Here is a 20,115-nt window from a genome sequence, read left to right as displayed (position 1 = left end):
ATGGGTGACAAAGGCATGGTGATCGTCGGCGCCGGCGAAGCGGGCGTTCGGGCGGCCTTTGCCCTGCGGGAGCGAGGCTACCGGGGGACCGTCACGCTGATCGGTGATGAGCCGCATCTCCCCTACGAGCGTCCACCCCTGTCGAAAGCGGGCGAGGAAGCCGGGACCGTCCGGGCGATTGTCGCAAGCGAACGTTTTGCTGAGGCGGGGATCACCTTCCTGCGAGGGCGGCGAGCTATCTTGATCGACCCAGCACGCCATGCGCTGCTGCTGGAAACCGGCGAAATGCTATCCTACGAACGACTGCTGCTCGCAACCGGCGCCGCTCCGCGCCAATTCCCAGGCCTTGCCACAAGCGATCGCGTCCATGTGCTGCGGACCCTCGAGGACGCATCCGCCATTCGTCGCCACATGCGGGAGGATGGCCGCCTGGCCATTCTCGGCGGTGGCTTCATCGGGCTCGAACTGGCCGCGATGGGCCGGAAACTCGGCACGGCCATCTCCCTGATTGAGGCGCAACCGCGTGTGTTGATGCGCGGCGTTCCCGAAAAGCTCGCACTCGCCTTGCAGGCACGGCATACGGCAGAAGGCGTGGAACTGCTCTGCGGCGTGGGGATCGAGACCATCGCCGATGGCCGGAGCGGCGTCACCATCGGGTTCGCCGATGGTCGCCACATCAAGGTCGATGCGCTCGTGGTCGGGATCGGCGCCCAGCCCAACACCCGCGTTGCCGCAGAAGCAGGGCTTGCGATCGACAACGGCATCACCGTCGACCGCTATCTGACGACCAGCGACCCGCACATCTTCGCCGCCGGCGACTGTTGCTCCTTTCCAGTCGCCGCCTATGGCGGCCGGCGCGTCAGGCTCGAATCCTGGCGCAACGCGCAGGAACAGGGCAGCGTCGCGGCGGCCAACATGCTGGGAGAGGCAGAACCTTTCGATGCGGTGCCGTGGTTCTGGTCGGACCAATACGACCTGACGCTGCAGGTAGCCGGCCTGTCCGACGGCGCGACATCGACCGTCGGCCGGACGCTGTCGCCGGAGGCCGAGATCCTGTTTCACCTCGATGCGGATGGGGGATTGCTGGCAGCCAGCGGACTTGGCCCAGGCGGTGCCGTCGCCCGCGACATTCGACTGGCCGAGATGCTGATCGCCAGGGGCACGCGCCCCGATCGCGCTGCACTCGCCGATCCTTCGGTCAAACTGAAATCCCTTCTGTGAGCGCCTGGCGCCAAAGGATGCACCGATGAAATCCAACCGTCCCACCGTTGCCGATATCCTGGCGCTCAAGGGCAAGCGCCAGCTCAGCATGCTTCGTGTCGTCACGCTCGAGGAGGCGGAAGCCGCCGACAAGGCCGGGATTGAAATGGTCTCCGTGCCGCCGGCGCTCCTTGGGCCTGCCTTCCGGGAGGTGGCGCCAAGCGTCTTTGCCGTGCCGGGGCTCGAATATGGCGACTTCGTCACCACGGAGGAATATCTGCGGGCGGCCTTCAAAGCGATGCGCGCCGGTGGCGACGCCGTCTATTGCGCGGCGAGCCTCCGGATCATCCGGGGGCTCAGGGAAGAGGGTATTCCCGTCTGCAGCCATGTCGGCCTCATTCCCTCGAAGGCAACCTAGACCGGTGGCTTCAAGGCGGTCGGCAAGACGGCCGACAGCGCGATGGCGATCTGGAATGCCGTCAAGGCCATCGAGGAGGCCGGTGCCTTCGCCGCCGAAATCGAGGTGGTTCCCGCCGAAATTGCCTCGCTGATCAGCGCCCGGACGTCTCTCTTCATGATCTCGATGGGGGCGGGCGCCGGTTGCGATGCGCAATATCTTTTTGCCGATGACGTGCTCGGACAGAACCGCGGGCACGTGCCCCGACATGCGAAGACCTATCGCAACTTTGCTGCCGAGTTCGACCGCCTGCAGCACGAGCGCATCGCAGCCTTCCGGGAATTCCGCCGGGATGTCGAGAGCGGAGCCTATCCGGCAGAGCCGCACAATGTCGGTGTGGCAGGCGAGGAACTTGCCCGTTTCCGCGATATGATCGACGGCTGATCGAGCCACAGGAGGTGGCATGAAAGAGGCCGCGCCCGCTGAGAGAACGGATCACTCCGCGACGATGTTGTTGAACCTGTCAATCTCGTGCTGGGTGAGCGGCATACAGATCAACCGGAAGAAAACGCTGCGTCGCCGAAGAATTCGGCCAGCACCTTCGTCGTTTCGATGGGATACTCTTCAGGAAAAAAGTGGCCGCCCGGCATCGAATGACCGACGACATCGCCTGCGAATTGTTGCCACAACGCCAACGGCCCTCCGTCATTGGTATACCAGGTGGCTAATGCACCGGTTCCGCTCCAGAGGGCCATGAGTGGGCAACGAATACGGCGTCCGGCGATTTGATCTTGGACGTCATGCTGGCGATCGACGCTTGCTGCAGCACGATACTCCTCGCAGATCGCGTGAACATGGTCTGCACTTCTAAGCGCCTCGACATAGGCCTCTCTGATCTGTGGCGGGAACACCGCGGCGGAAGATCCCCAGCCTGTGAGCGCATCGTCGATAACGGCCTCCGGTGCACCTGCGATTAGTCTTTCCGGCAAAGGCTCGGCTTGCGCCAGTAAGACCCACGGCCAAAAGCCTAACGCAAATCGGTCATCAGCTTGATCCCAGACGGTGGAGGTCGGGACAATATCCAGAACGGCAAGCTTTCTTATCACCGCCGGATGATCGAGCGCCATGCGGTAAGCGACACGGCCGCCCCGGTCATGGCCACCGATCATGAACTCGCTGAAGCCGAACTTTTCCATAAGCTCGACCATCTCGGCCGCCATCGCGCGTTTGGAATAGGGGAGGTGATCGGGGGTGGAAGGAGGGCAAGCGCTGGCGCCATATCCACGCAGATCGGCACAGATGACGGTGAACTCAGAGGCAAGCAGAGGAGCGATGTCGCGCCACATGAGATGGGTCTGTGGGAAGCCATGCAGCAAGAGAAGCGGCGGGCCGCTCCCGGCAACGGTGGTGAATATCGATCCACCCGACACGGAAATTATTTGCGCATGGCTGTGGTTCGGCATGTTGCTTCTCCTTGCAGCGTCATCGTCACTCGTGCGCTCAGTTGAACGGCCAGCCGGGTCCCGGCAGTGGTTACTTCGATGGAAACGATTTGACCGGTGCCGGCCATCTGATTCATCTTGTCCATACCGAGCCACTGCGCGGTGGTGATGAAGAGGGTCGATCGATCCTCGCCGCCGAGCATACAGGCGAAAGCGCGCCGATCGGCCTTGACCTCGTCAAGCATTTCACCGCCTTCTCGTACTCGGTGGCAATACCCCTAGACGCGATCGATTTTTCCGGACCTTGCGAACAGCACGATCGGTTTTCCTCGGCGGTCACCCGCCTCTTCATAGGCGAGATTAAGATGGGGCCTTTTTGATGTATTTCGTCATGAGCATGAAACCAAAGTCGTCCAACACGTGTTTTAGATCTTTCCCAGGTGAGCCGCAGTGCATCGCTGGTCAGCGATCAGCGATGCCACTCCGCATGTTGGCCCACCTGCCGAAGTCGCAATTCGCTACAACGATCAGGGGAGAGGCTGGTTCCCCTCTCGCCGCGGCGACGCGTTGAAGGGCGAGAGGGAGACGATCATCGATGACACGTGTCGGTGAATGTCGATTGGCGCCAGTGCGCGCTCACCTGGGCACGAAGCGAGCAAGATTATTCTTCGACCTGTGTGGCCAACGTATTTCAGCGGGCGCCTGAACGCGTTGCGGAAAGGATAAAGGGAATGGCAACACCGTTCAAAGTCGACTGGTCAGATGAGGCCTTCGATGCATTGAAGGCGCGGGTGCGATCATATCGTTTGCCTGACCAGCCGGATGATTCCGATTGGTCCTATGGCTGTGATCCCCAAACCCTGCGCGAACTCTGTGCCTATTGGGTTGACCGCTACGATGTTGATGCGATGGTCAGAGATCTCAACTGCTTTCCGCAGTTCACGACGGAGGTTGATGGGCTGAGGCTTCATTTCGTTCACGTTCGAGGCGAGGCTGAGAGCAAGCGGCCACTGCTCCTGATCCACGGCTGGCCCGGCTCGACTTACGAATTCTGGCCGGCGGTGGAAGCCTTGGCGTTTCCATCTCGTAACGGTGGACGTGCCGACGATGCTTTCGACCTCGTCGTCCCATCGCTGCCGGGCTATGGCTTTTCTGCCAAGCCCAACCAGCCGATCGATCCGCGGCGCATCGGTGCACTGTTCAACGCGCTGATGCGCGAGGTCTTGGGGTACGATCGCTACCTCGTTCATGGGACTGACTGGGGTGCCGTGATCGGTCCATGGATGGCGCTGGATCAGGCCAATTCGATCCTCGGCTTGCATATTGATTATCTCGGCACTGTCCCTGAGGACGCGCCGCAGGATGACACCGAGCGACGCTGGATGCAGCAGTTTGCGGACTATGAGAAGCGGCTGGGTGCGTATTCACACCTTCAGTCCACGCGGGTACAGTCACTCGCCTATGCGATGCATAACAATCCCGTGGCCCAAGCCGCCTGGCTCCTCGAGCGCTTTCACGATTGGGCCGACCTGGGCGAACGATCGATCATCGACGTGTTCGGTCACGACCGATTGATCACCAGCATCATGCTTTATGTCATGACCGACACGTTCGCGACATCGACGTGGATCTACACCGCCTCGGAGCGAGAGAAGAGCAAGATGCTACCCAAAGGCCGCCGGATCGAGGTGCCTACCGGTTATGCCTCCTGGCCCGATCCGAGGCACCCAGCGCCACCACGGTCCCTCGTCGAGCGCACCTGCAATCTCGTCCACTGGAGCGAACAACCGCGCGGCGGCCACTTCCCACCCACCGAACAACCGGAGGCGTTCGTCGCCGATCTGCGCGCCTGGGTACGCGGGATCGCCGCGTGACCTCCTGTGCCAAGCACAATGCTTCCACGACGCGAAAGCGCGTCAGGACGTTACTCACTACAGAGGAGTTCGTGATAAAATGCGTATCCGTGTTGTCACCCTGAATGTGTGGAATACACAAGGCGATGCGCGCAGGATTTCTCTGATTAATCAGGAATTGCGGGCGCTTCAACCGGATATCATTTCGTTGCAGGAAGTCGTCCAGTCCGAAAATATCCGGATGCTTGACGAAATCCTGGAAGGATTGGACATCGGGTCGATCCATCAAGTGGACCTTCAACGATTTCTTCCGCCCTTTGCCGATCAATATGGTGGGACAGCGATTGCGAGCAAGTGGCCGATGCGGCCGCTAGAGGCGCTGGACCTTCGGCTCGCTGAAGCACCCGATGTGCCTTGGGCGACGCTGGCTGCCGCCGTCGATGTTCCCAATGAGGGCGAAATGCTTTTCATCGCTGCGACGACCGCGTGGCGTCCGAGCGCAGAAGCGGCTCGCGAACGGCAGGTACAGGCGATCGTTGATCTTGATCTCCGCCATCGCCGGGCGCTCCCGACCATTATTGCCGGAGATTTCAATGCCGATCCAGATTCGTCAAGTATGAGATTTCTGACGGGTCGTCAGTCATTGGGCGGCCGAAGTGTGCTCTACCACGATGCCTGGGACATTGCGGGTGAGGGAGTGGGGTTCACGTGGACCAGTGACAATCCCAATGCAAAGGCAGGCATCGATCAGATCATTCGACAGCCGGAATATCATCGCCGGTTCGACTACGTCCTTGTTGGCTCCTGGGATGGTCACCCGAAAGCCCATGCGCTTGTGCATTCCGCGCAGGTCGCCTTTGACAAACCACGGGATGGAATTTGGTTAAGCGATCATTTTGGTGTGGTCGCCGAAATTGACGTGGGCCTTTGATGGGATGGAAAAGCCGTGACCTTCTCATCGATCTCTTCGCAAATCCGAGATATCTGGCTCTTGAAGATACCACTCATGATACCACTCATGCCCACCGCCTTGACCAGATCGCGCGACACAAGCCCCTTCGAGGCCGCCGGATTGAAAGTGATCAATCCATGGTCCCAATGAAGGTGATATTCAGCTAGGTGTCCTTGAGTCCGATTTCCACCGTGACCGCCGAAGAGGAAATGTCCGAAAACCGTTCGGAAGTCCTACTCATCGCCGCGGAGGATCCAGCGTTGGAAGAGACTTCGCGTGAGCGGCCGCTTCGCCGGAGTAGGGGAAATCCTCACCGAGCTGGCGGTCGCCGTCATAAACTTTGAAGGTCGGTCCCTCGAGCTCAACAATCCTATAACCGTTGACGTACTCGACCTTTGGCGTTTTCCATCCCATTATCAGCTTCCTTCTTAGAATCTTTACAGCCGCAGCTCGGGCTCGCCGGCAGGCTACAGCATTCTTTGTCCCGGAATCGCCAAGACAACTTGCACCCGCCCATGTTTATCAGGAGGGGTGCTGAACGGCTTCGATCTCATCGACCTGGTTGGGAAGTGCGGAAGGCGGATTGCGATCAGCGTCACGCCCGGCCGCCGTACCGACCGCGAACTCCGCTCCCCGCACCTAGTCAGTCTCTCCCGAAACCTTATCAGATCTCGCAGGGCATCGTAGCCCTGTCCTGGACCCTACCCGTCGGGACCTCGCTGGCAAGCTAACGGCTCGCTTGTCCAACCTACATCCAATCTCGGCAGGCCTGCTATTCCGGCGCGTTGATCTCGTCGATGTGCCACATGGATCAGCTTGGCTCGTTGGCGAAACTGCCAGCTCAAGCTGAACAGCGCTTCCTGGCAGAGCCCTGTATTTCGCGAAGCCGAGTTCTTAGTCAAAGAACCGAAACGTTCTCTGCTTTTGATTTTCCGGTCTTGCGATCTTGCCCCAGTTCGAAGCTGACCTTGTCGCCTTCACGGAGCGATCCGCCGCGCTCGAGTGCGGAGACGTGGACGAAAACGTCCTGTCCGCCATTCTCGGGCGTGATGAAACCAAAACCCTTGTCGTCGTTGAAAAATTTCACTGTACCAGTCGCCATGAATACCTATTCCCGTGTTCGCAGAGTTGCGGGTGCACTCTATAGCGGGATGACCGTCGTGGATACAATGATCGTCGCGAATATCGACAATGGGCAACGCGGATACGGAAACAGACGTACAGGCTACCGCCACCACAGCGATGGTTTCTGGTACTCCCTTGCAGCATTCGGTGCTGCCGCTATCATCGGCGGTGCCATCGCGAGCCAGCCTCATCGCGCGGGTGGCGGCAGCCATGCACAGTGGTGTACAAACCGCTATCAGTCCTATCGCGCTTGCGACACCACGGATTCTCCGCGCGCAGGCGTGCGAGTAATCTGTTCATCGCCCTATAGATAAAGCCGTTTCGAACGGGTGCTCTAGTAGCCATTTCTGATGAAGCCGCTCAATCGACCGATCGCGCAGCTTCATCCTGGGGTGCCTTCCTGTGTAAAAGCGAGACGCAATTAACCTCTCAGTAACGAAGCCGGAGCATGAGTCTGGGGCTCAATCGCTGAGAGGTTTTGTCATGCGTGTTCCCGGTGGTGCTGTGCTTTTGGTTATCCCGATTATTGCGGTGCTGCTGTTTGGCGCGTCGCTCGCTTGGGACCAGCTCGACAAACTTGATCCCATCGTGACTGGCACGATCCGGTAGAAAGACATTTTCCTCACGTGCTGTTCTTGACACGGCTACGCCGCTGCCGGCGCTCGGTCGAAAGGTCGGGCAGATTGCCATCCAACTGCAGGCCGGTGTGGTCGCGGTCATCCGCCAAGAATTCTCTTTCGATTTCCTTGATCGCCTCGTCGAGCCTGTGCAGTTGGATCGGCAGAGAACCATCCCCAGCAGGCATGTCTGCGCGTGTAAGAAGCCGTTCTACTGCGCGGCGGGCGGAAGCATAGATACGTTGCCGCCCTTCGACCGTGGCGTCGCTGGAGCGCTGGATGGCTTGGCGGAGTACGGAAATAAGTGCTGACATAGGATCCTGGCCGCGATGAGAGCACGAAGCTAGGGCCAGATTGTCAGTCGTCAATCGTGCGAATTCGCGCTAAATCCAACTGTTTACTATTTCCAAGCCCCGATCGACGCATAACTGGCTCGAGGGGCTCCTTCCTAAACCAGACATCCCGTATAGGCTTCCGCCGGGCGCTTCACCGTTCAACTTTTCCTGCTCAGACAAAGCTGGCGGTCTAAAGCGGCAGCCGCAGCAGCGGCTCCGTTCCAGAGGCCCGCCGCTCCAGCGAAGACAGGGTGACGCTGAGCAGGCGGATCCCTTTTCGCGGTGGGAAGATTGGTGCGAGCAGCAGGCCGACCACGTTCCCACCGATCAGGAAGAGATCGGCTCCGGCGTGGGCGATCACCTCGCGGGATGTATCGCCCCATGCGACGATCAAAGACCGACCCTGAAATCAGCTCTGGTCTTTGCCTTGATTTCTTCCAAGGTCACTCCGTCTGCCATTTCGATCAGCACCATTTCAGGAGCGCCCGTCCTTGCGATCGTGAAAACGCCGAGGTCGGTGATGACGAGGTCCACGACGCGCTTGCCTGTCAGCGGAAGATCGCATTCCGGCAAAAGCTTCGACTCGCCCTTGGCCTCGTGCTCCATCAGTACCACGACGCGTTTGACGCCGGCGACGAGGTCCATCGCGCCACCCATGCCCTTGGCCATCTTGCCGGGAATCATCCAGTTCGCGAGGTCACCGTTGCTGGCCACCTGCATGGCGCCCAGGATCGACAGGTCGATGTGACCGCCGCGGATCATCGCGAAACTGTCGGCTGACGAAAAGAAGCTCGTCATCGGCAGTTCGCTGACCGTCTGCTTGCCGGCATTGATGAGGTCGGCGTCGACTTCATTGTCGAGCGGGAAAGGGCCGATGCCGAGCATGCCATTTTCGCTCTGCAGCACGACATTGATCCCGTCGGGAATGTGGTTGGCCACCAGCGTCGGAATGCCGATGCCAAGGTTGACGTAGAAGCCGTCCTGAAGCTCACGCGCTGCGCGCGCGGCCATCTGGTCGCGTGTCCAAGCCATTACATCGCCTCCGTCTGTACGGATCTCACGGTCCGCTGTTCGATATGTTTCTTCGCATCGGGAACATGGAGAATTTTCGAGACGAAGATGCCCGGCGTATGGATATGGTCGGCGTCGATCTGGCCGACGTCGACGAGATGTTCGACCTCGGCGACCGTGAACTTGCCCGCGGTCGCCATCATCGGATTGAAGTTCCGGGCCGTCTTGCGATAGACGAGATTGCCTTCGGTGTCGCCCTTCCAGGCATGGACAAGCGATACGTCCGCGGTCAGCGCCATTTCCATCACATATTGCTCGCCGCCGAACTCCCGGATCTCCTTGCCCTCCGAAATGATCGTACCGACACCCGTCTTTGTGAAGAACGCCGGGATGCCTGCGCCGCCTGCGCGTATCCGTTCGGCAAGCGTGCCCTGCGGATTAAACTCGAGCTCGAGTTCGCCGGACAGAAACTGTTGGGCGAAGAGCTTGTTCTCCCCGACATAGGACGAGATCATTTTCCGAATCTGTCGCGTTTCCAGCAACAAGCCGAGGCCTATCCCATCGACGCCGGCATTGTTCGAGACGACCGTGAGATCCTTTACGCCGGACAGCTTGACGGCCTCGATCAGCGTTTCCGGTATTCCGCAAAGCCCGAAGCCTCCCGACATGATCACCATGCCGTCCTTCAAGACGCCTGCCAGCGCCTCAGTGGCGCTCGATACTATCTTTCGCATCCCGACCCTCCCACGAAATTACGTTACTGCGAAACTAAGGCTTGATCGGCCCCGGCGACTAGCCGTATTTATACTGCATGTCTGAAGCTCCAGCATCAATCGCGGATCCGGATCAGAGCCATCGGTTTCTGCTGGCCGATATGCCGGTGCCGATGGTTTATGCAAGGCATCGCATTATTCGCGATTGTAACGTCGAATTCGCGACGCTTTTTGGGCTTCGCCGGGAAGAGATCCTGGACACCAGTTTTGCACGGCTCTACCCGAAGATCGCAGACTTTGTCCGCATTGGTCATTTGTGGCGCAGTCATCTGCCTGCCGGGCAGGTTTTTTATGACGAACGGATCATGACGAGGGGGGATGGCGGACGCTTCTGGTGCAGGGTGAACGGCCGTAGCCACCATTTTGCCGATCCGTTTGCCGAAGCACTCTATTGTTTCCAAGCGATCAACCGGCCGATCAAAAGCTCCGATCCTACCTTTACCGACCGGCAGCACCAGATCATCACCCTGGTTGCCCAGGGAAAGAGTAACGCAATGATCGCTGACGAACTCGGACTTTCGAAACGTACCATCGAATCTCATCGCGCCCGGCTTATGCAAGCCGTAGGCGTACGCAATTCGGCCGAGCTGGTAGCCTGGTTTACGGCAGGTCATAAACGGCAAGGATGAGTTCATTCAATCTGGCCGAGTAGAGGTCATATCCTCAGTCAGGCTTCTTTCCCAAACAACAAGGTCGGCGCCATCATCTGCCCAGGATGAGCGCCGAGTTATGCTGGCGGGGCGGTTTTCGTGCGGGACGGCATCAAACGCCATTTTGCCGCTGCCAAATTGACCGGTGTGGACTGCGGTGCCAAGCTTGATGACGGCCCCACAAATCCTCATGCTCCCAAAAATTGCACTTGATGGCCCCCGTCGGTCCGCTACAAAACGACGACGATAGCCGCGAAGCAAAGAATTTGGGATGTATGGTGAAAAAGGCAGATAACGGAACGTCCAGCGTCAATCGTGCGGATGAGCCGCGAGAGCGTATTGTCGCGGCCGCGCGCGAAGTGTTTATCGAGCAGGGATTTGATCTGGCGACCGTTCGCGACATCACGAGGCGGGCCGATGTGAATGTTGCTGCCGTCAATTATTATTTCGGCTCCAAGGAAGATCTCATCAGCGAGGTGCTTAACCTGATGATGGAGCCCTATACCCATGCCCGGATAGACGCTTTGGAAAAATGCGAGGCCACAGCTCGGCCGGGATTCCCGGTTTTGGAGGAAGTCGTCGGAGCTCTTGTCCGACCGATGGTACAGTTCAGCCGCGACGCCTCGGGCGCACGCCCCCTGACGCGGCTGATCCTGCAGGTCCGTTCGCGGCCGCGTGAATCGACCAACCGTTTTTTCATACGCCGCGTCGATCCAGCCGTGTTCCGCTTTATCGATGCCTTCAGTCGAGCACTCCCGGATATGCAGCGCCGCGATATTTTCTGGCGTTATAATTTTTCGATTGGCGCCATCATGCAGGTCCTGATCGATTCGGACCCAGCATCGTACCGCCTCAAGCAACTGTCCGGCGGCCTTTGCGATACCGATGATGATGAAGAGATCATCCGTCAGCTCTCGCGGTTTATTTGCACCGGATTCCATGCGCCTGCCATCGGGTGATGATCTCGGATCTCGACCTACAGCTGAAAGTTGCGCACGATGAGGTATACTTCAGTTTCTATTCAAAATCGGATCTACGCTGGATGATAATCTTTTTTATTGCCTTTTGAGAAAAACGTCAGGGCATATATTTCAAGGTTAGACTGTTTTTCCAATTATTCCTTCAATCGCATTCTGGTTTTTCCAAAGTCACCGGCTGCTGCTTGATTCTTGGGCGGTCTGACCGATTAAAATCATTGACTCCATCTCGTCTCAAATTATGTTTCAAACATTGTTTAACATTCACGGAGTCCTGCAATGACTGCTGCTGCCCCGAAGATCACCGGATCCTTCGTTGCCTTGATCACCCCGTTTGACAAGTCAGGCGCCGTCGATATGGGTGCATTCCGCGAATTGCTTTCCTTCCATGAGGCGAATGGCACCTCAGCCGTCTTGATCATGGGTTCGACCGGCGAGGTATCCATGCTGTCGGCCGAGGAGAAGAAGAAAATCATCGTCGAGACGTCGAAAATGAAATCGGCCAAGATGCCGATCTTCTTTGGCTGCACCGGCAACAACACCGACGTTACGATTGAAAATGTGAAGTTCGCCAAGGATAACGGCGCGGACGGTGCCATCCTCGCGGCTCCAGCATATATCTGCGCGCCGGAAGCGGACATCGAAGGTTATTTCCTGGAGGTAGCCGACGCAACCGACCTGCCCCTCGGGCTCTACAACAACCCGCCGCGCGTCAAGAGCGACCTGCACTGGGATCACCTGCTGCGCATCTTCAAGCATCCCAACTACGTCATTCACAAGGAATCAACTGCCCGTGTCGGCCAGGTTGCCCAGGTTCTCGCCGCGCGTCCGGATATTTCGGTCATGTGCTGCGACAGCCCCAATCTCGGCCTCGTCGTTCCGACAATGAGCCTTGGTGGCCATGGCACTGCCAACATGGGCGGCAATATTGCCCCGGCCGAAGTGGCGGTGATGTCGCGTCCGTGGACGAGTTATGTCGAAGCCGAAGGGTTCCGCGACACCTATTTGAACCTTCTGCCGCTGCTGCACTACAATTACTCGGCGATCAATCCGGTGGCCGTGAAATCGCTGATGAAGGCTGTCGGACTGCCGGCTGGCGAACTGCGGCGGCCGTTGACCGGCCTGGAAGGCGAAGCGCTCGCAAAGGGTATTCGCATCGTCCAGGACCTCGGCCTCGACAAGAAATATGGCTGGAAGCTGCAGCCCGCTTCCGCCTTGGCAGCCTGAGGCCCGGCCGATGGATCTCGGGATTTCCGGTCGGAATGCTATCGTTACCGGCGCAAGCCGAGGCATGGGCAAGGCCGCCGCAATGGCTCTCGCGCGGGAGAATGTGGATCTGACCATCATCGCCCGCACGCCCGAAACACTGCAGGCGGCGGCCGCAGAAATCCGAGCGGTTACCGGCGCCCGCGTCACTACCGTCGTCGGCGATATTACCACGCTTGCCGGTCGTGAAGCCGTTCTGTCCGTCTGCCCAAAACCGGACATTCTGGTCAACAACGCCGATGGCGAACTGCCCGGTGATTTCCGCAACTGGTCTCGTGAGGACTGGTTGCGGGGCATCGATCGGATGATGCTGACACCGATCGACATGATGCGTCTGACCGTCGACGGAATGATGGCCCGCGAGTTCGGGCGTATCGTCAACATCGTGTCGCGCAGCGTCAAGATCGCCCAGGCCGAGCTTGGCATGTCGAATGCGGCGCGCTCCGGCCTGGTCGGTTTCGTCGCTGGCCTCGCTCGACAGACGATCGCCCACAATGTGACGATCAACAATGTGCTCCCGGGCATTGTCGCTTCGGATGGCCAGCGCCAGCATGTCGAGGTACTTGCTCAGGAAAGCGGCCGCTCTTTCGACGAAATCTGGGCCGCCCGTGCGGCACAGAACCCGGCCGGCCGCTACGGGCGCCCCGAAGAAATTGGCGCCTACATTGCCTTCCTGTGCTCGGCGAATGCCGGCTTCGTCACCGCTCAGAACCTGCTAATCGATGGCGGGCAATATCCCGGAACGTTCTGACGGCGGGAGCGGATTGCTGCTCGCCGCGAAGAATCCGCGATGCATACAATGACTTTCGACTGCATACATCCTCTTGGAGCCAGAAGGAATCCATCATGAACCGCTTCGGAACAGTATTGCTTTCTCTATCGATGACGTTGTCGGTGGCCGGCCTCGCCAAGGCGGACGACTATCCCAGCCGGCCGGTATCCATTGTCGTGCCTTATCCGCCGGGCGGTGCAGTCGATGGCGTTGCACGCGTTCTTGCCGCCACGCTTTCGGTTAAGACCGGTAAGACATTCGTGGTCGATAACCGTGCGGGCGGTGCCGGCGGCGTGGTCGGTTCGTCCGATGTGGTCAAGGCTGCTCCCGATGGCTACACCCTGCTGCTGAATGCGTCGATCCATGTGGTCACGCCGCTGATCAACAAGAACGTGCCTTTCGATGTCGTCAACGACTTCACGCACATCAGCGGCATCGCGGCTGGCCCTCTGCTGATCACCACCAATCCGTCGGACAAGGCGAACACGCTGAAGGAATTCTTCGCCGAGGTGAAGGCGGCTCCGGATTCCTACAACTTCGCCACCTCGGGTTATGGCTCGGCTGGTCATTTGGCTGTGGAAGTCCTGAAGGGCGAAGCTGGCGTCGATACTGAAGTGGTTACCTACAAGGGAGCCGGTCCGGCACTTACCGACATGATTGGCGGCCAGGTGCAACTGATCGCCGATCCGATCCTGTCGTCCCTGCCGCATGTCAAGGCAGGCCGGCTGAAGCCGCTTGCGGTGACCAGCCTCACCCGTTCGCCCCTGGCACCGGATGTCCCGACCGTTGCCGAGAGCGGCATGCCTGCATTGGAAATGCTCTCCTGGTACGGTGTCTGGGCGCCGAAAAATCTTGATCCAAAAGCGGCGGAATATCTCGGCAAGGTCCTGCAGGACGTTGTCACCTCCGCCGAATTCAAGGACAAGCTGACCGTCTTCGGCTTCGAGCCGATGTACAAGAACAGCGCCGATCTGAAGGCCTTCGTGGTCGACGAGACGAAGCGCTACAGCAAGATCGTCAAGACAGCCGGCATCAAGGTAGAATGAAGATGACGAAGGCTCCGAAAACCGCGCAACATTCGGAGCCTTCGGCAGACCGGCGCCATGTCGGAACCCATTGGGGGTTCTACAGCCATGATGGCTTGGATGGCGCCATTCGCCCGATCGCGGGCGATCCCAACCCCGTTCAATTCGGCGGGGAACTTTCAGCCGACAGGCTCGCGCCGTGCCGCATCCTCAGACCGGCGGTCAGGCGATCCTTCCTTGAAAAGGGACCGGGTAATCGTGCCGGCCGGCGGGGAGCCGAGGCATTTGTCGAAGTTTCCTGGGATGAAGCACTTGAACTGGTCGCCGGCGAAATTCGCCGCGTTAGGGACGAGCACGGCAACGGCGCGATTTTTTCCGGCTCCTACGGCTGGTCGAGCGCCGGGCGATTTCATCATGCGCAAAGCCAGCTGAAACGCTTTTTCAACATGAACGGCGGTTCCGTTCGTTCCGTCCAGAGCTATAGTTATGCCGCCGGCGAAATCATCCTGCCGCACGTCATCGGCTCCACCGATGGGCTGATTACCGGCCATAGCCCATGGAGCCAGATCGTCGGCCATGCGGATCTGATCGTGATGTTCGGCGGCACTCCGCTTCGCAACGCTCAGGTCAATGCCGGCGGCGTTTCGCGGCATGAAACCCGCCAGGGTCTGCTTGATTGCAAGGAGGCCGGCGCCCATTTCATCAACGTCGGACCCGTCCGAGATGACGCCGCCGGCGAGCTCGATGCCCAGTGGATGTCTCTCAGGCCCGGGACGGACGCCGCCCTGCTGCTGGCCATCGCCCATGTGCTGATAAAGGAGGATCGTTACGACGCGGGGTTCATCGGACGCTACACCGTTGGCTTCGAGACATTGCAGGATTATCTGTTTGGCAATGTGGACGGCGTCATCAAGGATGTCGCCTGGGCAGCCGGCATTACGGGTCTTGAAACGCAGGACATCCTCACCCTTGCCCGGACCATGGCCTCGCGAAAAACCTTCATCATGATGGCATGGGCGCTGCAACGCGCCGACCATGGCGAACAGGCCTATTGGGCGGCAATCGTGGTGGCATCGCTGCTCGGTCGCATCGGTTTGCCTGGCGGAGGGTTTGGTTTCGGTTATGCATCCGTATCGGGCATTGGCCAGCCGGCGCCGGCCGTGAAATGGCCGGCGCTACCGCAGGGGCAGAATGCGATTTCCGACTACATTCCGGTCGCCCGAATTGCCGACATGCTGCTTTCGCCGGGAGCGGAATACGACCATGACGGCAAAAAACGGATCTATCCGGACATAAGGCTGATTTATTGGGCTGGCGGCAATCCCTTTCACCATCATCAGGATCTCAATCGACTGGTTGAGGCTTGGCAGAAGCCTGAAACGATCATCGTTCACGAGCATTGGTGGAATGCCCACGCCCGGCATGCCGACATCGTATTGCCGGCCTCGACATTCCTGGAACGCGACGATCTGGTTGCCAGCGGCCGCGACGGTTTTCTCGGATATTCGACACGAATAACGGCGCCACCTGCGGACGTATTCTCGGATCACGAGATCCTGCGTCGCGTTGCGGCAAAGCTTGGGACTGAGGCGGCATTCACCGGTGGATTGAGCGAATCCGAATGGCTGGAGAAGCTTTATGCCGACGTGCAGGCGAATGCCGCGGCAGGCGACATTTCTCTGCCCGATTTTTTGACGTTTCGGAATGTGGGACTGATTGAGGTGGAAAGTCAAAACGCGGAACGGCCTTTCCTTTCCGCATTTCGCGCGGACCCGGTTGCCCATCCGCTGCGCACGCCGTCCGGTCTGATCGAGCTTTCCTCGGTACTCATTGCCGGCTTCGACTATGTCGATTGCCCTGGCCATCCGGCGTGGGTGGAACCGGCCGAATGGCTGGGGGGCAAACTGGCGGACGTCTATCCACTGCATCTCCTGTCCTGCCAGCCGCATGACAAGCTACACAGCCAGTGGGACCATGCGGCACCGTCGCGCCGGACCAAAAGCGGTGGCCGCCAGCCGGTGCGCATTCATCCCGACGACGCCGCGGCTCGCGGACTGGCGCAAGGCGAGGTGGTGACCATTTCCAACACCCGCGGTGCATGCCTGGCGGTCGTTGCCATCACCGATGCCGTCATGCCCGGCGTCGTGCAGTTGGCGACGGGCGCCTGGTTCGATCCGGCGGATCCCTCGACGCCGGGTTCGCTGGAACTGAACGGCAATCCGAATGTCCTGACGCCGGATCATGGAACCTCCCGCCTCACGCAGGGGCCAAGCCCGAACTCATGCCTTGTCGAGATTTCCCGTTTCATCGGCACACCGCCGCAGGTGCGAGCCTACCGCCCGCCGGATCTGGTCCCCGACCCGCGATTGAATGACGCTCACGGAAAGGAATGCCCATGACCTCACGTTTCAATCCGCAATTGATCGCAGGGCTCTTGTTCGTATTGATCGGCGCCGCTTTTCTGTTGAGCAGTCTCGATCTCTCCTATGGTACCTGGCGCAAAATCGGTCCCGGTGCATTTCCGGGCCTGGTCGCCTCGGCGCTGATTGCCATGGGCGTTATTGTCGCCTTCACGGCCGAGAAACATGACATCAGCAAAGAACAACCGAGCCTTTATTCATCGAAGGTCACGTTCATCATTGCAGCGATAGTGGTGTTTGGGCTGGTCATTCGTGGAGGAGGGTTGCTGCCGGCGGTCTTCTGTTGCTGCGTCATCTCCTCGTTGGCGTCGCGCCCTTTACGGCCGGTGAAATCGATGTTGTACGGGCTCGGGCTGGGCACGGCCTGCAGCCTAGCCTTCGTCAAAGGGCTTGGCATGCCAGTTGCCATCATTGGTCCCTGGTTCGGACTTTAGGACGATCACATGGACACACTGAACGCGCTGCTACTCGGCTTTGACCAGGCAATCCTGCCGACGAACCTGTTCTGGTGCCTGATCGGCACGCTGCTCGGGACCCTTGTCGGCGTCCTGCCGGGCCTCGGGCCCGCCGCCACAATGGCCATCCTCCTGCCTTTCACCATCGGACTTGAACCGGTGACGTCGCTGATCATGATGGCAGGCATCTATTACGGTGCGCAATATGGCGGTTCGACAACGGCCATCCTTCTCAATCTGCCCGGTGAAGCATCGTCCGTGGTGACAGCGATCGACGGCTACAAGATGGCCCGCAACGGACGCGCGGGCGTGGCATTGTCGACGGCGGCGATCGGCTCCTTTTTTGCCGGTACCGTCGCCACGCTGTTGCTGGCATTGTTCGCGCCCTCGCTTGCCGAAATTGGATTGCTGTTCGGCCCCGCGGAGTACTTCTCCCTGATGATCCTCGGGCTTGTCGCCTCGGTCGTGCTTTCGCGCGGATCGCTGCCGAAGGCACTTGCCATGGTCTTCATCGGCATTCTGGTCGGCCTTGTCGGCCAGGATGTGCAAACTGCCGTGCCGCGCTTCACGCTCGGTTTTGAAGAGATGTCGAGCGGTATCAATTTCGTCGTGGTGGCGATGGGATTATTCGGCATCGGCGAGTTGATCAAGGATCTGGAAAACCCGGAAAGCCGCACGGCCATCAACGCGCCATTCTTCTCGATGATCCCGTCGCGGGAAGACTGGCGCAGGATGGTTGCGCCGATCCTTCGTGGCACCGGGATCGGTTCCGTGCTGGGACTTCTGCCGGGTGGAGGCGCGCTTCTCGCTGCCTTCGCCGCCTATGCCATAGAGAAGCGCGTTGCCAATCCGCCCGAAGGTTTCGGCGGTGGTGCGATCGAAGGCGTTGCATCGCCCGAGAGCGCCAACAATGCCGGTGCGCAGACCTCGTTCGTCCCGCTGCTCACGCTCGGCCTACCGGCCAACGCCGTCATGGCCTTGATGTTCGGCGCCCTGATCATGCAAGGTATCGCACCCGGGCCGACGCTGATTTCCGAACATCCCGACGTGTTCTGGGGCGTCATCGTGTCGATGTGGGTCGGCAATGTCATGCTGCTGGTCTTGAACCTGCCACTGATCGGCATCTGGACCCGCTTATTGACGATGCCTTTCCATTATCTCTTTCCGGCTATCGTGGTGTTCTGCTCGATTGGCGCATTCTCGCTCAGCAACTCGGTCTTCGATCTTTGGTTGCTTGGAGCCTTCGGCGTCGCCGGCTACATCTTCGCCAAGCTTGATTGCGATCCGGCACCACTGGTGATGGGCCTCATTCTTGGGCCGATGATGGAAGAGAATTTCCGTAGGGCCATGTTCCTCGCCCGTGGCAATCACGGCATTTTTGTCGATCGTCCGATTTCGGCGGGTCTGCTTGTCCTTGCTGTGCTCGCCATCCTCGCGGTCGCACTGCCGAAGATCAAGGCCGTCCGCGAAGAGGCATTTCAGGAATGAACCGGCTTATTCTGGACACGCAGAGTGAAACACCATGCATGTAGTGGTCATTGGAGCGGGTATCGTCGGCGCAGCGACGGCACTCGAGCTGTTGAGAGACGGGCACGAGGTCACCATCGTCGAACCCGAACAGCCCGGCGGTCGCCACGCCGCAAGTTATGGCAACAGCGGTTGGTTGAGCCCTGCCTCGATCATCCCGATGTCGATGCCGGGCCTCTGGAGGAAGGTGCCGGGCTATCTTGCCGACCCCTCCGGACCGCTGACCATCCGCTGGCGGCACCTGGTGCGTCTCGCGCCCTGGCTGCTGCGCTTCGTGCTGGCCGGTTCGACGGAAGCCAAGGTCGAACGGACCGCGAGAATTCTGGCGAGCCTCCTGCATGATGCTCCATCCCGGCATGCGGCACTGGCGGAAAAAATCGGACGGCCGGACCTAATCCGCCGTAAAGGCCTGCTCTACGTGTACCGGGATCGCGCGGCTTTCGAGGCCGAGGCTTTTGCGTGGCGCCTGCGGCGCGACAACGGCGTTTCCTATCGAGAGCTATCCTCAGCCGAACTGCACGAACTCGAGCCCAATCTTTCACCCCGCTACTCCTTTGCTGCCTTCGTCGAGGATGGCGGTCATTGCGTGGATCCGGGAGGCTATGTCGCAGCAATGGTCGATCATGCGGTGGATCTCGGCGCCCAGCGCATCAATGCAAGGGCGACCGGTTTCAATCTTGCCGGCAACCGGCTTTCCGGTGTCCGGACAGAAGCGGGCATCGTGGCATGCGACAAGGCCGTCATCGCTGCCGGAATACACTCGAAAAAGCTAGCGGCGCTCGCCGATGACACAATCCCGATGCAGAGCGAGCGCGGTTACCACGTGGTCGTTCCCTATCATCTGGCAAAGGGGGAGATGCCGATCATGCCGAGCGACGGCAGGATGGGCAACAATCCGACGCTTGCCGGACTTCGCATTGCCGGACAGGTCGAGCTGGCAAGCGTCGAGGAAAGACCGAACTGGATCCGCGCCGACATCCTGTTGAAACACGCGAAAGGAACATATCCGGCACTGTCGGATATATCCGAGGACAGAAGTATCGACCGGTGGATGGGGCATCGTCCCTCGACTGCGGACGGCCTTCCGGTGATCGGATTCTCGCGGTCTTCCGAAGATATCGTTCATGCCTTTGGCCACGGTCATGTCGGCCTTGCAGCCGGACCGGTTAGCGGCGCGCTTGTTGCAGGCCTGATCGCTGGGCGCCAATGTGCCATCGATCTATCCGCGCTGTCCGCCGCCCGTTTTCGCTAATCCGCAATCTGCAGGATCGTGTCGGAGAACATCATGCGGCTGAAACGGCCCAAATCCCTGCTTTCA

20 protein-coding genes and 3 pseudogenes are annotated in these 20,115 nt (G+C 59.6%); 15 read left to right on the top strand and 8 right to left on the bottom strand.

Annotation, left to right across the window (positions count from 1 at the left end; all coding sequences use genetic code 11):
* Window positions 1–1,221, top strand: a complete 1,221-nt coding sequence (locus tag MOV63_RS06025) for an NAD(P)/FAD-dependent oxidoreductase (protein ID WP_247032539.1) — start codon at window positions 1–3, stop codon at window positions 1,219–1,221.
* Window positions 1,222–1,246: 25 nt separating this feature from the next.
* Window positions 1,247–2,041: pseudogene (locus MOV63_RS06020) on the top strand (3-methyl-2-oxobutanoate hydroxymethyltransferase).
* Between the two features lie 110 nt (window positions 2,042–2,151).
* On the opposite strand, the gene MOV63_RS06015 reads toward MOV63_RS06020, so the two are convergent.
* Together MOV63_RS06015 and MOV63_RS06010 are read right to left on the bottom strand one after the other, a co-directional pair.
* Entirely contained in the window at window positions 2,152–3,060 is a 909-nt protein-coding gene (locus tag MOV63_RS06015; protein ID WP_247032537.1) for an alpha/beta fold hydrolase, read from the bottom strand.
* Window positions 3,033–3,284 carry a hypothetical protein gene (locus tag MOV63_RS06010; protein WP_247032535.1) on the bottom strand — a complete coding sequence of 84 codons (252 nt, stop codon included), beginning with the start codon at window positions 3,282–3,284 and terminating at the stop codon, window positions 3,033–3,035. The genes MOV63_RS06015 and MOV63_RS06010 overlap by 28 nt, the downstream gene beginning before the upstream one ends.
* 486 nt (window positions 3,285–3,770) lie before the next feature.
* Here MOV63_RS06010 and MOV63_RS06005 point away from each other — a divergent pair, with 486 nt between their 5' ends.
* Together MOV63_RS06005 and MOV63_RS06000 are read left to right on the top strand one after the other, a co-directional pair.
* Entirely contained in the window at window positions 3,771–4,913 is a 1,143-nt protein-coding gene (locus tag MOV63_RS06005; RefSeq protein WP_247032534.1) for an epoxide hydrolase family protein, read from the top strand.
* 79 nt (window positions 4,914–4,992) lie between these two features.
* Complete coding sequence (locus tag MOV63_RS06000) at window positions 4,993–5,823, top strand: endonuclease/exonuclease/phosphatase family protein (RefSeq protein ID WP_247032532.1); 831 nt, start codon at window positions 4,993–4,995, stop codon at window positions 5,821–5,823.
* A gap of 258 nt (window positions 5,824–6,081) precedes the next feature.
* Here the strand turns inward: MOV63_RS06000 and MOV63_RS05995 are convergent, their stop codons facing one another.
* Both MOV63_RS05995 and MOV63_RS05990 read right to left on the bottom strand, forming a co-directional pair.
* Window positions 6,082–6,258 carry a hypothetical protein gene (locus MOV63_RS05995; protein WP_172716982.1) on the bottom strand — a complete coding sequence of 59 codons (177 nt, stop codon included), beginning with the start codon at window positions 6,256–6,258 and terminating at the stop codon, window positions 6,082–6,084.
* Window positions 6,259–6,742: 484 nt separating this feature from the next.
* The gene (locus tag MOV63_RS05990) at window positions 6,743–6,946 is read right to left on the bottom strand and encodes a cold-shock protein (protein WP_040125337.1); all 204 of its coding nucleotides are present in this window, start codon (window positions 6,944–6,946) and stop codon (window positions 6,743–6,745) included.
* 88 nt (window positions 6,947–7,034) lie between these two features.
* Between MOV63_RS05990 and MOV63_RS05985 the strand changes: the two are divergent.
* Both MOV63_RS05985 and MOV63_RS32565 read left to right on the top strand, forming a co-directional pair.
* Window positions 7,035–7,283 (top strand): annotated as a pseudogene (locus MOV63_RS05985) (hypothetical protein); the annotation flags it as partial.
* Between the two features lie 169 nt (window positions 7,284–7,452).
* On the top strand, window positions 7,453–7,578 hold the full coding sequence (locus MOV63_RS32565) for a hypothetical protein (RefSeq protein WP_258718730.1): 126 nt from the start codon (window positions 7,453–7,455) through the stop codon (window positions 7,576–7,578).
* A 13-nt stretch (window positions 7,579–7,591) separates the two neighbouring features.
* Here MOV63_RS32565 and MOV63_RS05980 read toward each other — a convergent pair whose 3' ends face one another.
* The 4 genes and pseudogenes from MOV63_RS05980 to MOV63_RS05965 all read right to left on the bottom strand — a co-directional run bounded on the left by MOV63_RS05980 (window position 7,592) and on the right by MOV63_RS05965 (window position 9,666).
* Window positions 7,592–7,900, bottom strand: coding sequence for a hypothetical protein (locus tag MOV63_RS05980; protein ID WP_247032527.1), 309 nt, complete (start codon window positions 7,898–7,900; stop codon window positions 7,592–7,594).
* Between the two features lie 211 nt (window positions 7,901–8,111).
* Window positions 8,112–8,237 (bottom strand): annotated as a pseudogene (locus MOV63_RS05975) (DNA polymerase IV); the annotation flags it as partial.
* Window positions 8,238–8,311: 74 nt separating this feature from the next.
* The gene (locus tag MOV63_RS05970) at window positions 8,312–8,953 is read right to left on the bottom strand and encodes a 3-oxoacid CoA-transferase subunit B (RefSeq protein ID WP_040125333.1); all 642 of its coding nucleotides are present in this window, start codon (window positions 8,951–8,953) and stop codon (window positions 8,312–8,314) included.
* Window positions 8,953–9,666, bottom strand: coding sequence for a CoA transferase subunit A (locus MOV63_RS05965; RefSeq protein ID WP_247032525.1), 714 nt, complete (start codon window positions 9,664–9,666; stop codon window positions 8,953–8,955). Before MOV63_RS05965 ends, MOV63_RS05970 begins: the two co-directional genes overlap by 1 nt.
* A gap of 77 nt (window positions 9,667–9,743) precedes the next feature.
* On the opposite strand from MOV63_RS05965, the gene MOV63_RS05960 reads away from it, so the two are divergent.
* The 9 genes from MOV63_RS05960 to MOV63_RS05920 all read left to right on the top strand — a co-directional run bounded on the left by MOV63_RS05960 (window position 9,744) and on the right by MOV63_RS05920 (window position 20,049).
* Complete coding sequence (locus MOV63_RS05960; RefSeq protein ID WP_247032523.1) at window positions 9,744–10,334, top strand: PAS and helix-turn-helix domain-containing protein; 591 nt, start codon at window positions 9,744–9,746, stop codon at window positions 10,332–10,334.
* 233 nt (window positions 10,335–10,567) lie between these two features.
* Window positions 10,568–11,314 (top strand): TetR/AcrR family transcriptional regulator, encoded by a 747-nt coding sequence (locus MOV63_RS05955; RefSeq protein WP_247032521.1) that lies wholly within the window; start codon window positions 10,568–10,570, stop codon window positions 11,312–11,314.
* A gap of 297 nt (window positions 11,315–11,611) precedes the next feature.
* On the top strand, window positions 11,612–12,559 hold the full coding sequence (locus tag MOV63_RS05950; protein WP_040125328.1) for a 4-hydroxy-tetrahydrodipicolinate synthase: 948 nt from the start codon (window positions 11,612–11,614) through the stop codon (window positions 12,557–12,559).
* A gap of 10 nt (window positions 12,560–12,569) precedes the next feature.
* Window positions 12,570–13,349 (top strand): SDR family NAD(P)-dependent oxidoreductase, encoded by a 780-nt coding sequence (locus MOV63_RS05945; protein ID WP_247032519.1) that lies wholly within the window; start codon window positions 12,570–12,572, stop codon window positions 13,347–13,349.
* Between the two features lie 95 nt (window positions 13,350–13,444).
* Window positions 13,445–14,416, top strand: a complete 972-nt coding sequence (locus tag MOV63_RS05940) for a tripartite tricarboxylate transporter substrate binding protein (RefSeq protein WP_247032517.1) — start codon at window positions 13,445–13,447, stop codon at window positions 14,414–14,416.
* A gap of 2 nt (window positions 14,417–14,418) precedes the next feature.
* On the top strand, window positions 14,419–16,794 hold the full coding sequence (locus tag MOV63_RS05935) for a molybdopterin-dependent oxidoreductase (RefSeq protein ID WP_247032515.1): 2,376 nt from the start codon (window positions 14,419–14,421) through the stop codon (window positions 16,792–16,794).
* Window positions 16,791–17,249, top strand: coding sequence for a tripartite tricarboxylate transporter TctB family protein (locus MOV63_RS05930; RefSeq protein ID WP_247032507.1), 459 nt, complete (start codon window positions 16,791–16,793; stop codon window positions 17,247–17,249). Before MOV63_RS05935 ends, MOV63_RS05930 begins: the two co-directional genes overlap by 4 nt.
* Window positions 17,250–17,258: 9 nt before the next feature.
* The gene (locus MOV63_RS05925; protein WP_247032505.1) at window positions 17,259–18,758 is read left to right on the top strand and encodes a tripartite tricarboxylate transporter permease; all 1,500 of its coding nucleotides are present in this window, start codon (window positions 17,259–17,261) and stop codon (window positions 18,756–18,758) included.
* Between the two features lie 34 nt (window positions 18,759–18,792).
* Window positions 18,793–20,049 carry an FAD-binding oxidoreductase gene (locus MOV63_RS05920; RefSeq protein ID WP_247032496.1) on the top strand — a complete coding sequence of 419 codons (1,257 nt, stop codon included), beginning with the start codon at window positions 18,793–18,795 and terminating at the stop codon, window positions 20,047–20,049.
* Window positions 20,050–20,115 lie beyond the last annotated feature (66 nt).

This window comes from Neorhizobium sp. SHOUNA12A, assembly GCF_023006505.1.
Taxonomy (GTDB): domain Bacteria; phylum Pseudomonadota; class Alphaproteobacteria; order Rhizobiales; family Rhizobiaceae; genus Neorhizobium.
Note: the sequence above shows the minus strand (reverse complement) of the source record. Positions and strands in the feature narration are given on the sequence as shown.

What these genes read in the sequence shown, in the direction of transcription:
- MOV63_RS05950 (WP_040125328.1), top strand. Translation starts at nt 11,612, where the DNA reads ATGACTGCTGCTGCCCCGAAGATCACCGGATCCTTCGTTGCCTTGATC.
- MOV63_RS05945 (WP_247032519.1), top strand. Translation starts at nt 12,570, where the DNA reads ATGGATCTCGGGATTTCCGGTCGGAATGCTATCGTTACCGGCGCAAGC.
- MOV63_RS32565 (WP_258718730.1), top strand. Translation starts at nt 7,453, where the DNA reads ATGCGTGTTCCCGGTGGTGCTGTGCTTTTGGTTATCCCGATTATTGCG.
- MOV63_RS05940 (WP_247032517.1), top strand. Translation starts at nt 13,445, where the DNA reads ATGAACCGCTTCGGAACAGTATTGCTTTCTCTATCGATGACGTTGTCG.
- MOV63_RS06000 (WP_247032532.1), top strand. Translation starts at nt 4,993, where the DNA reads ATGCGTATCCGTGTTGTCACCCTGAATGTGTGGAATACACAAGGCGAT.
- MOV63_RS06015 (WP_247032537.1), bottom strand. Translation starts at nt 3,060, where the DNA reads ATGCCGAACCACAGCCATGCGCAAATAATTTCCGTGTCGGGTGGATCG.
- MOV63_RS06005 (WP_247032534.1), top strand. Translation starts at nt 3,771, where the DNA reads ATGGCAACACCGTTCAAAGTCGACTGGTCAGATGAGGCCTTCGATGCA.
- MOV63_RS05990 (WP_040125337.1), bottom strand. Translation starts at nt 6,946, where the DNA reads ATGGCGACTGGTACAGTGAAATTTTTCAACGACGACAAGGGTTTTGGT.
- MOV63_RS06025 (WP_247032539.1), top strand. Translation starts at nt 1, where the DNA reads ATGGGTGACAAAGGCATGGTGATCGTCGGCGCCGGCGAAGCGGGCGTT.
- MOV63_RS06010 (WP_247032535.1), bottom strand. Translation starts at nt 3,284, where the DNA reads ATGCTTGACGAGGTCAAGGCCGATCGGCGCGCTTTCGCCTGTATGCTC.
- MOV63_RS05930 (WP_247032507.1), top strand. Translation starts at nt 16,791, where the DNA reads ATGACCTCACGTTTCAATCCGCAATTGATCGCAGGGCTCTTGTTCGTA.
- MOV63_RS05970 (WP_040125333.1), bottom strand. Translation starts at nt 8,953, where the DNA reads ATGGCTTGGACACGCGACCAGATGGCCGCGCGCGCAGCGCGTGAGCTT.
- MOV63_RS05965 (WP_247032525.1), bottom strand. Translation starts at nt 9,666, where the DNA reads ATGCGAAAGATAGTATCGAGCGCCACTGAGGCGCTGGCAGGCGTCTTG.
- MOV63_RS05920 (WP_247032496.1), top strand. Translation starts at nt 18,793, where the DNA reads ATGCATGTAGTGGTCATTGGAGCGGGTATCGTCGGCGCAGCGACGGCA.
- MOV63_RS05980 (WP_247032527.1), bottom strand. Translation starts at nt 7,900, where the DNA reads ATGTCAGCACTTATTTCCGTACTCCGCCAAGCCATCCAGCGCTCCAGC.
- MOV63_RS05935 (WP_247032515.1), top strand. Translation starts at nt 14,419, where the DNA reads ATGACGAAGGCTCCGAAAACCGCGCAACATTCGGAGCCTTCGGCAGAC.
- MOV63_RS05925 (WP_247032505.1), top strand. Translation starts at nt 17,259, where the DNA reads ATGGACACACTGAACGCGCTGCTACTCGGCTTTGACCAGGCAATCCTG.
- MOV63_RS05995 (WP_172716982.1), bottom strand. Translation starts at nt 6,258, where the DNA reads ATGGGATGGAAAACGCCAAAGGTCGAGTACGTCAACGGTTATAGGATT.
- MOV63_RS05960 (WP_247032523.1), top strand. Translation starts at nt 9,744, where the DNA reads ATGTCTGAAGCTCCAGCATCAATCGCGGATCCGGATCAGAGCCATCGG.
- MOV63_RS05955 (WP_247032521.1), top strand. Translation starts at nt 10,568, where the DNA reads ATGGCCCCCGTCGGTCCGCTACAAAACGACGACGATAGCCGCGAAGCA.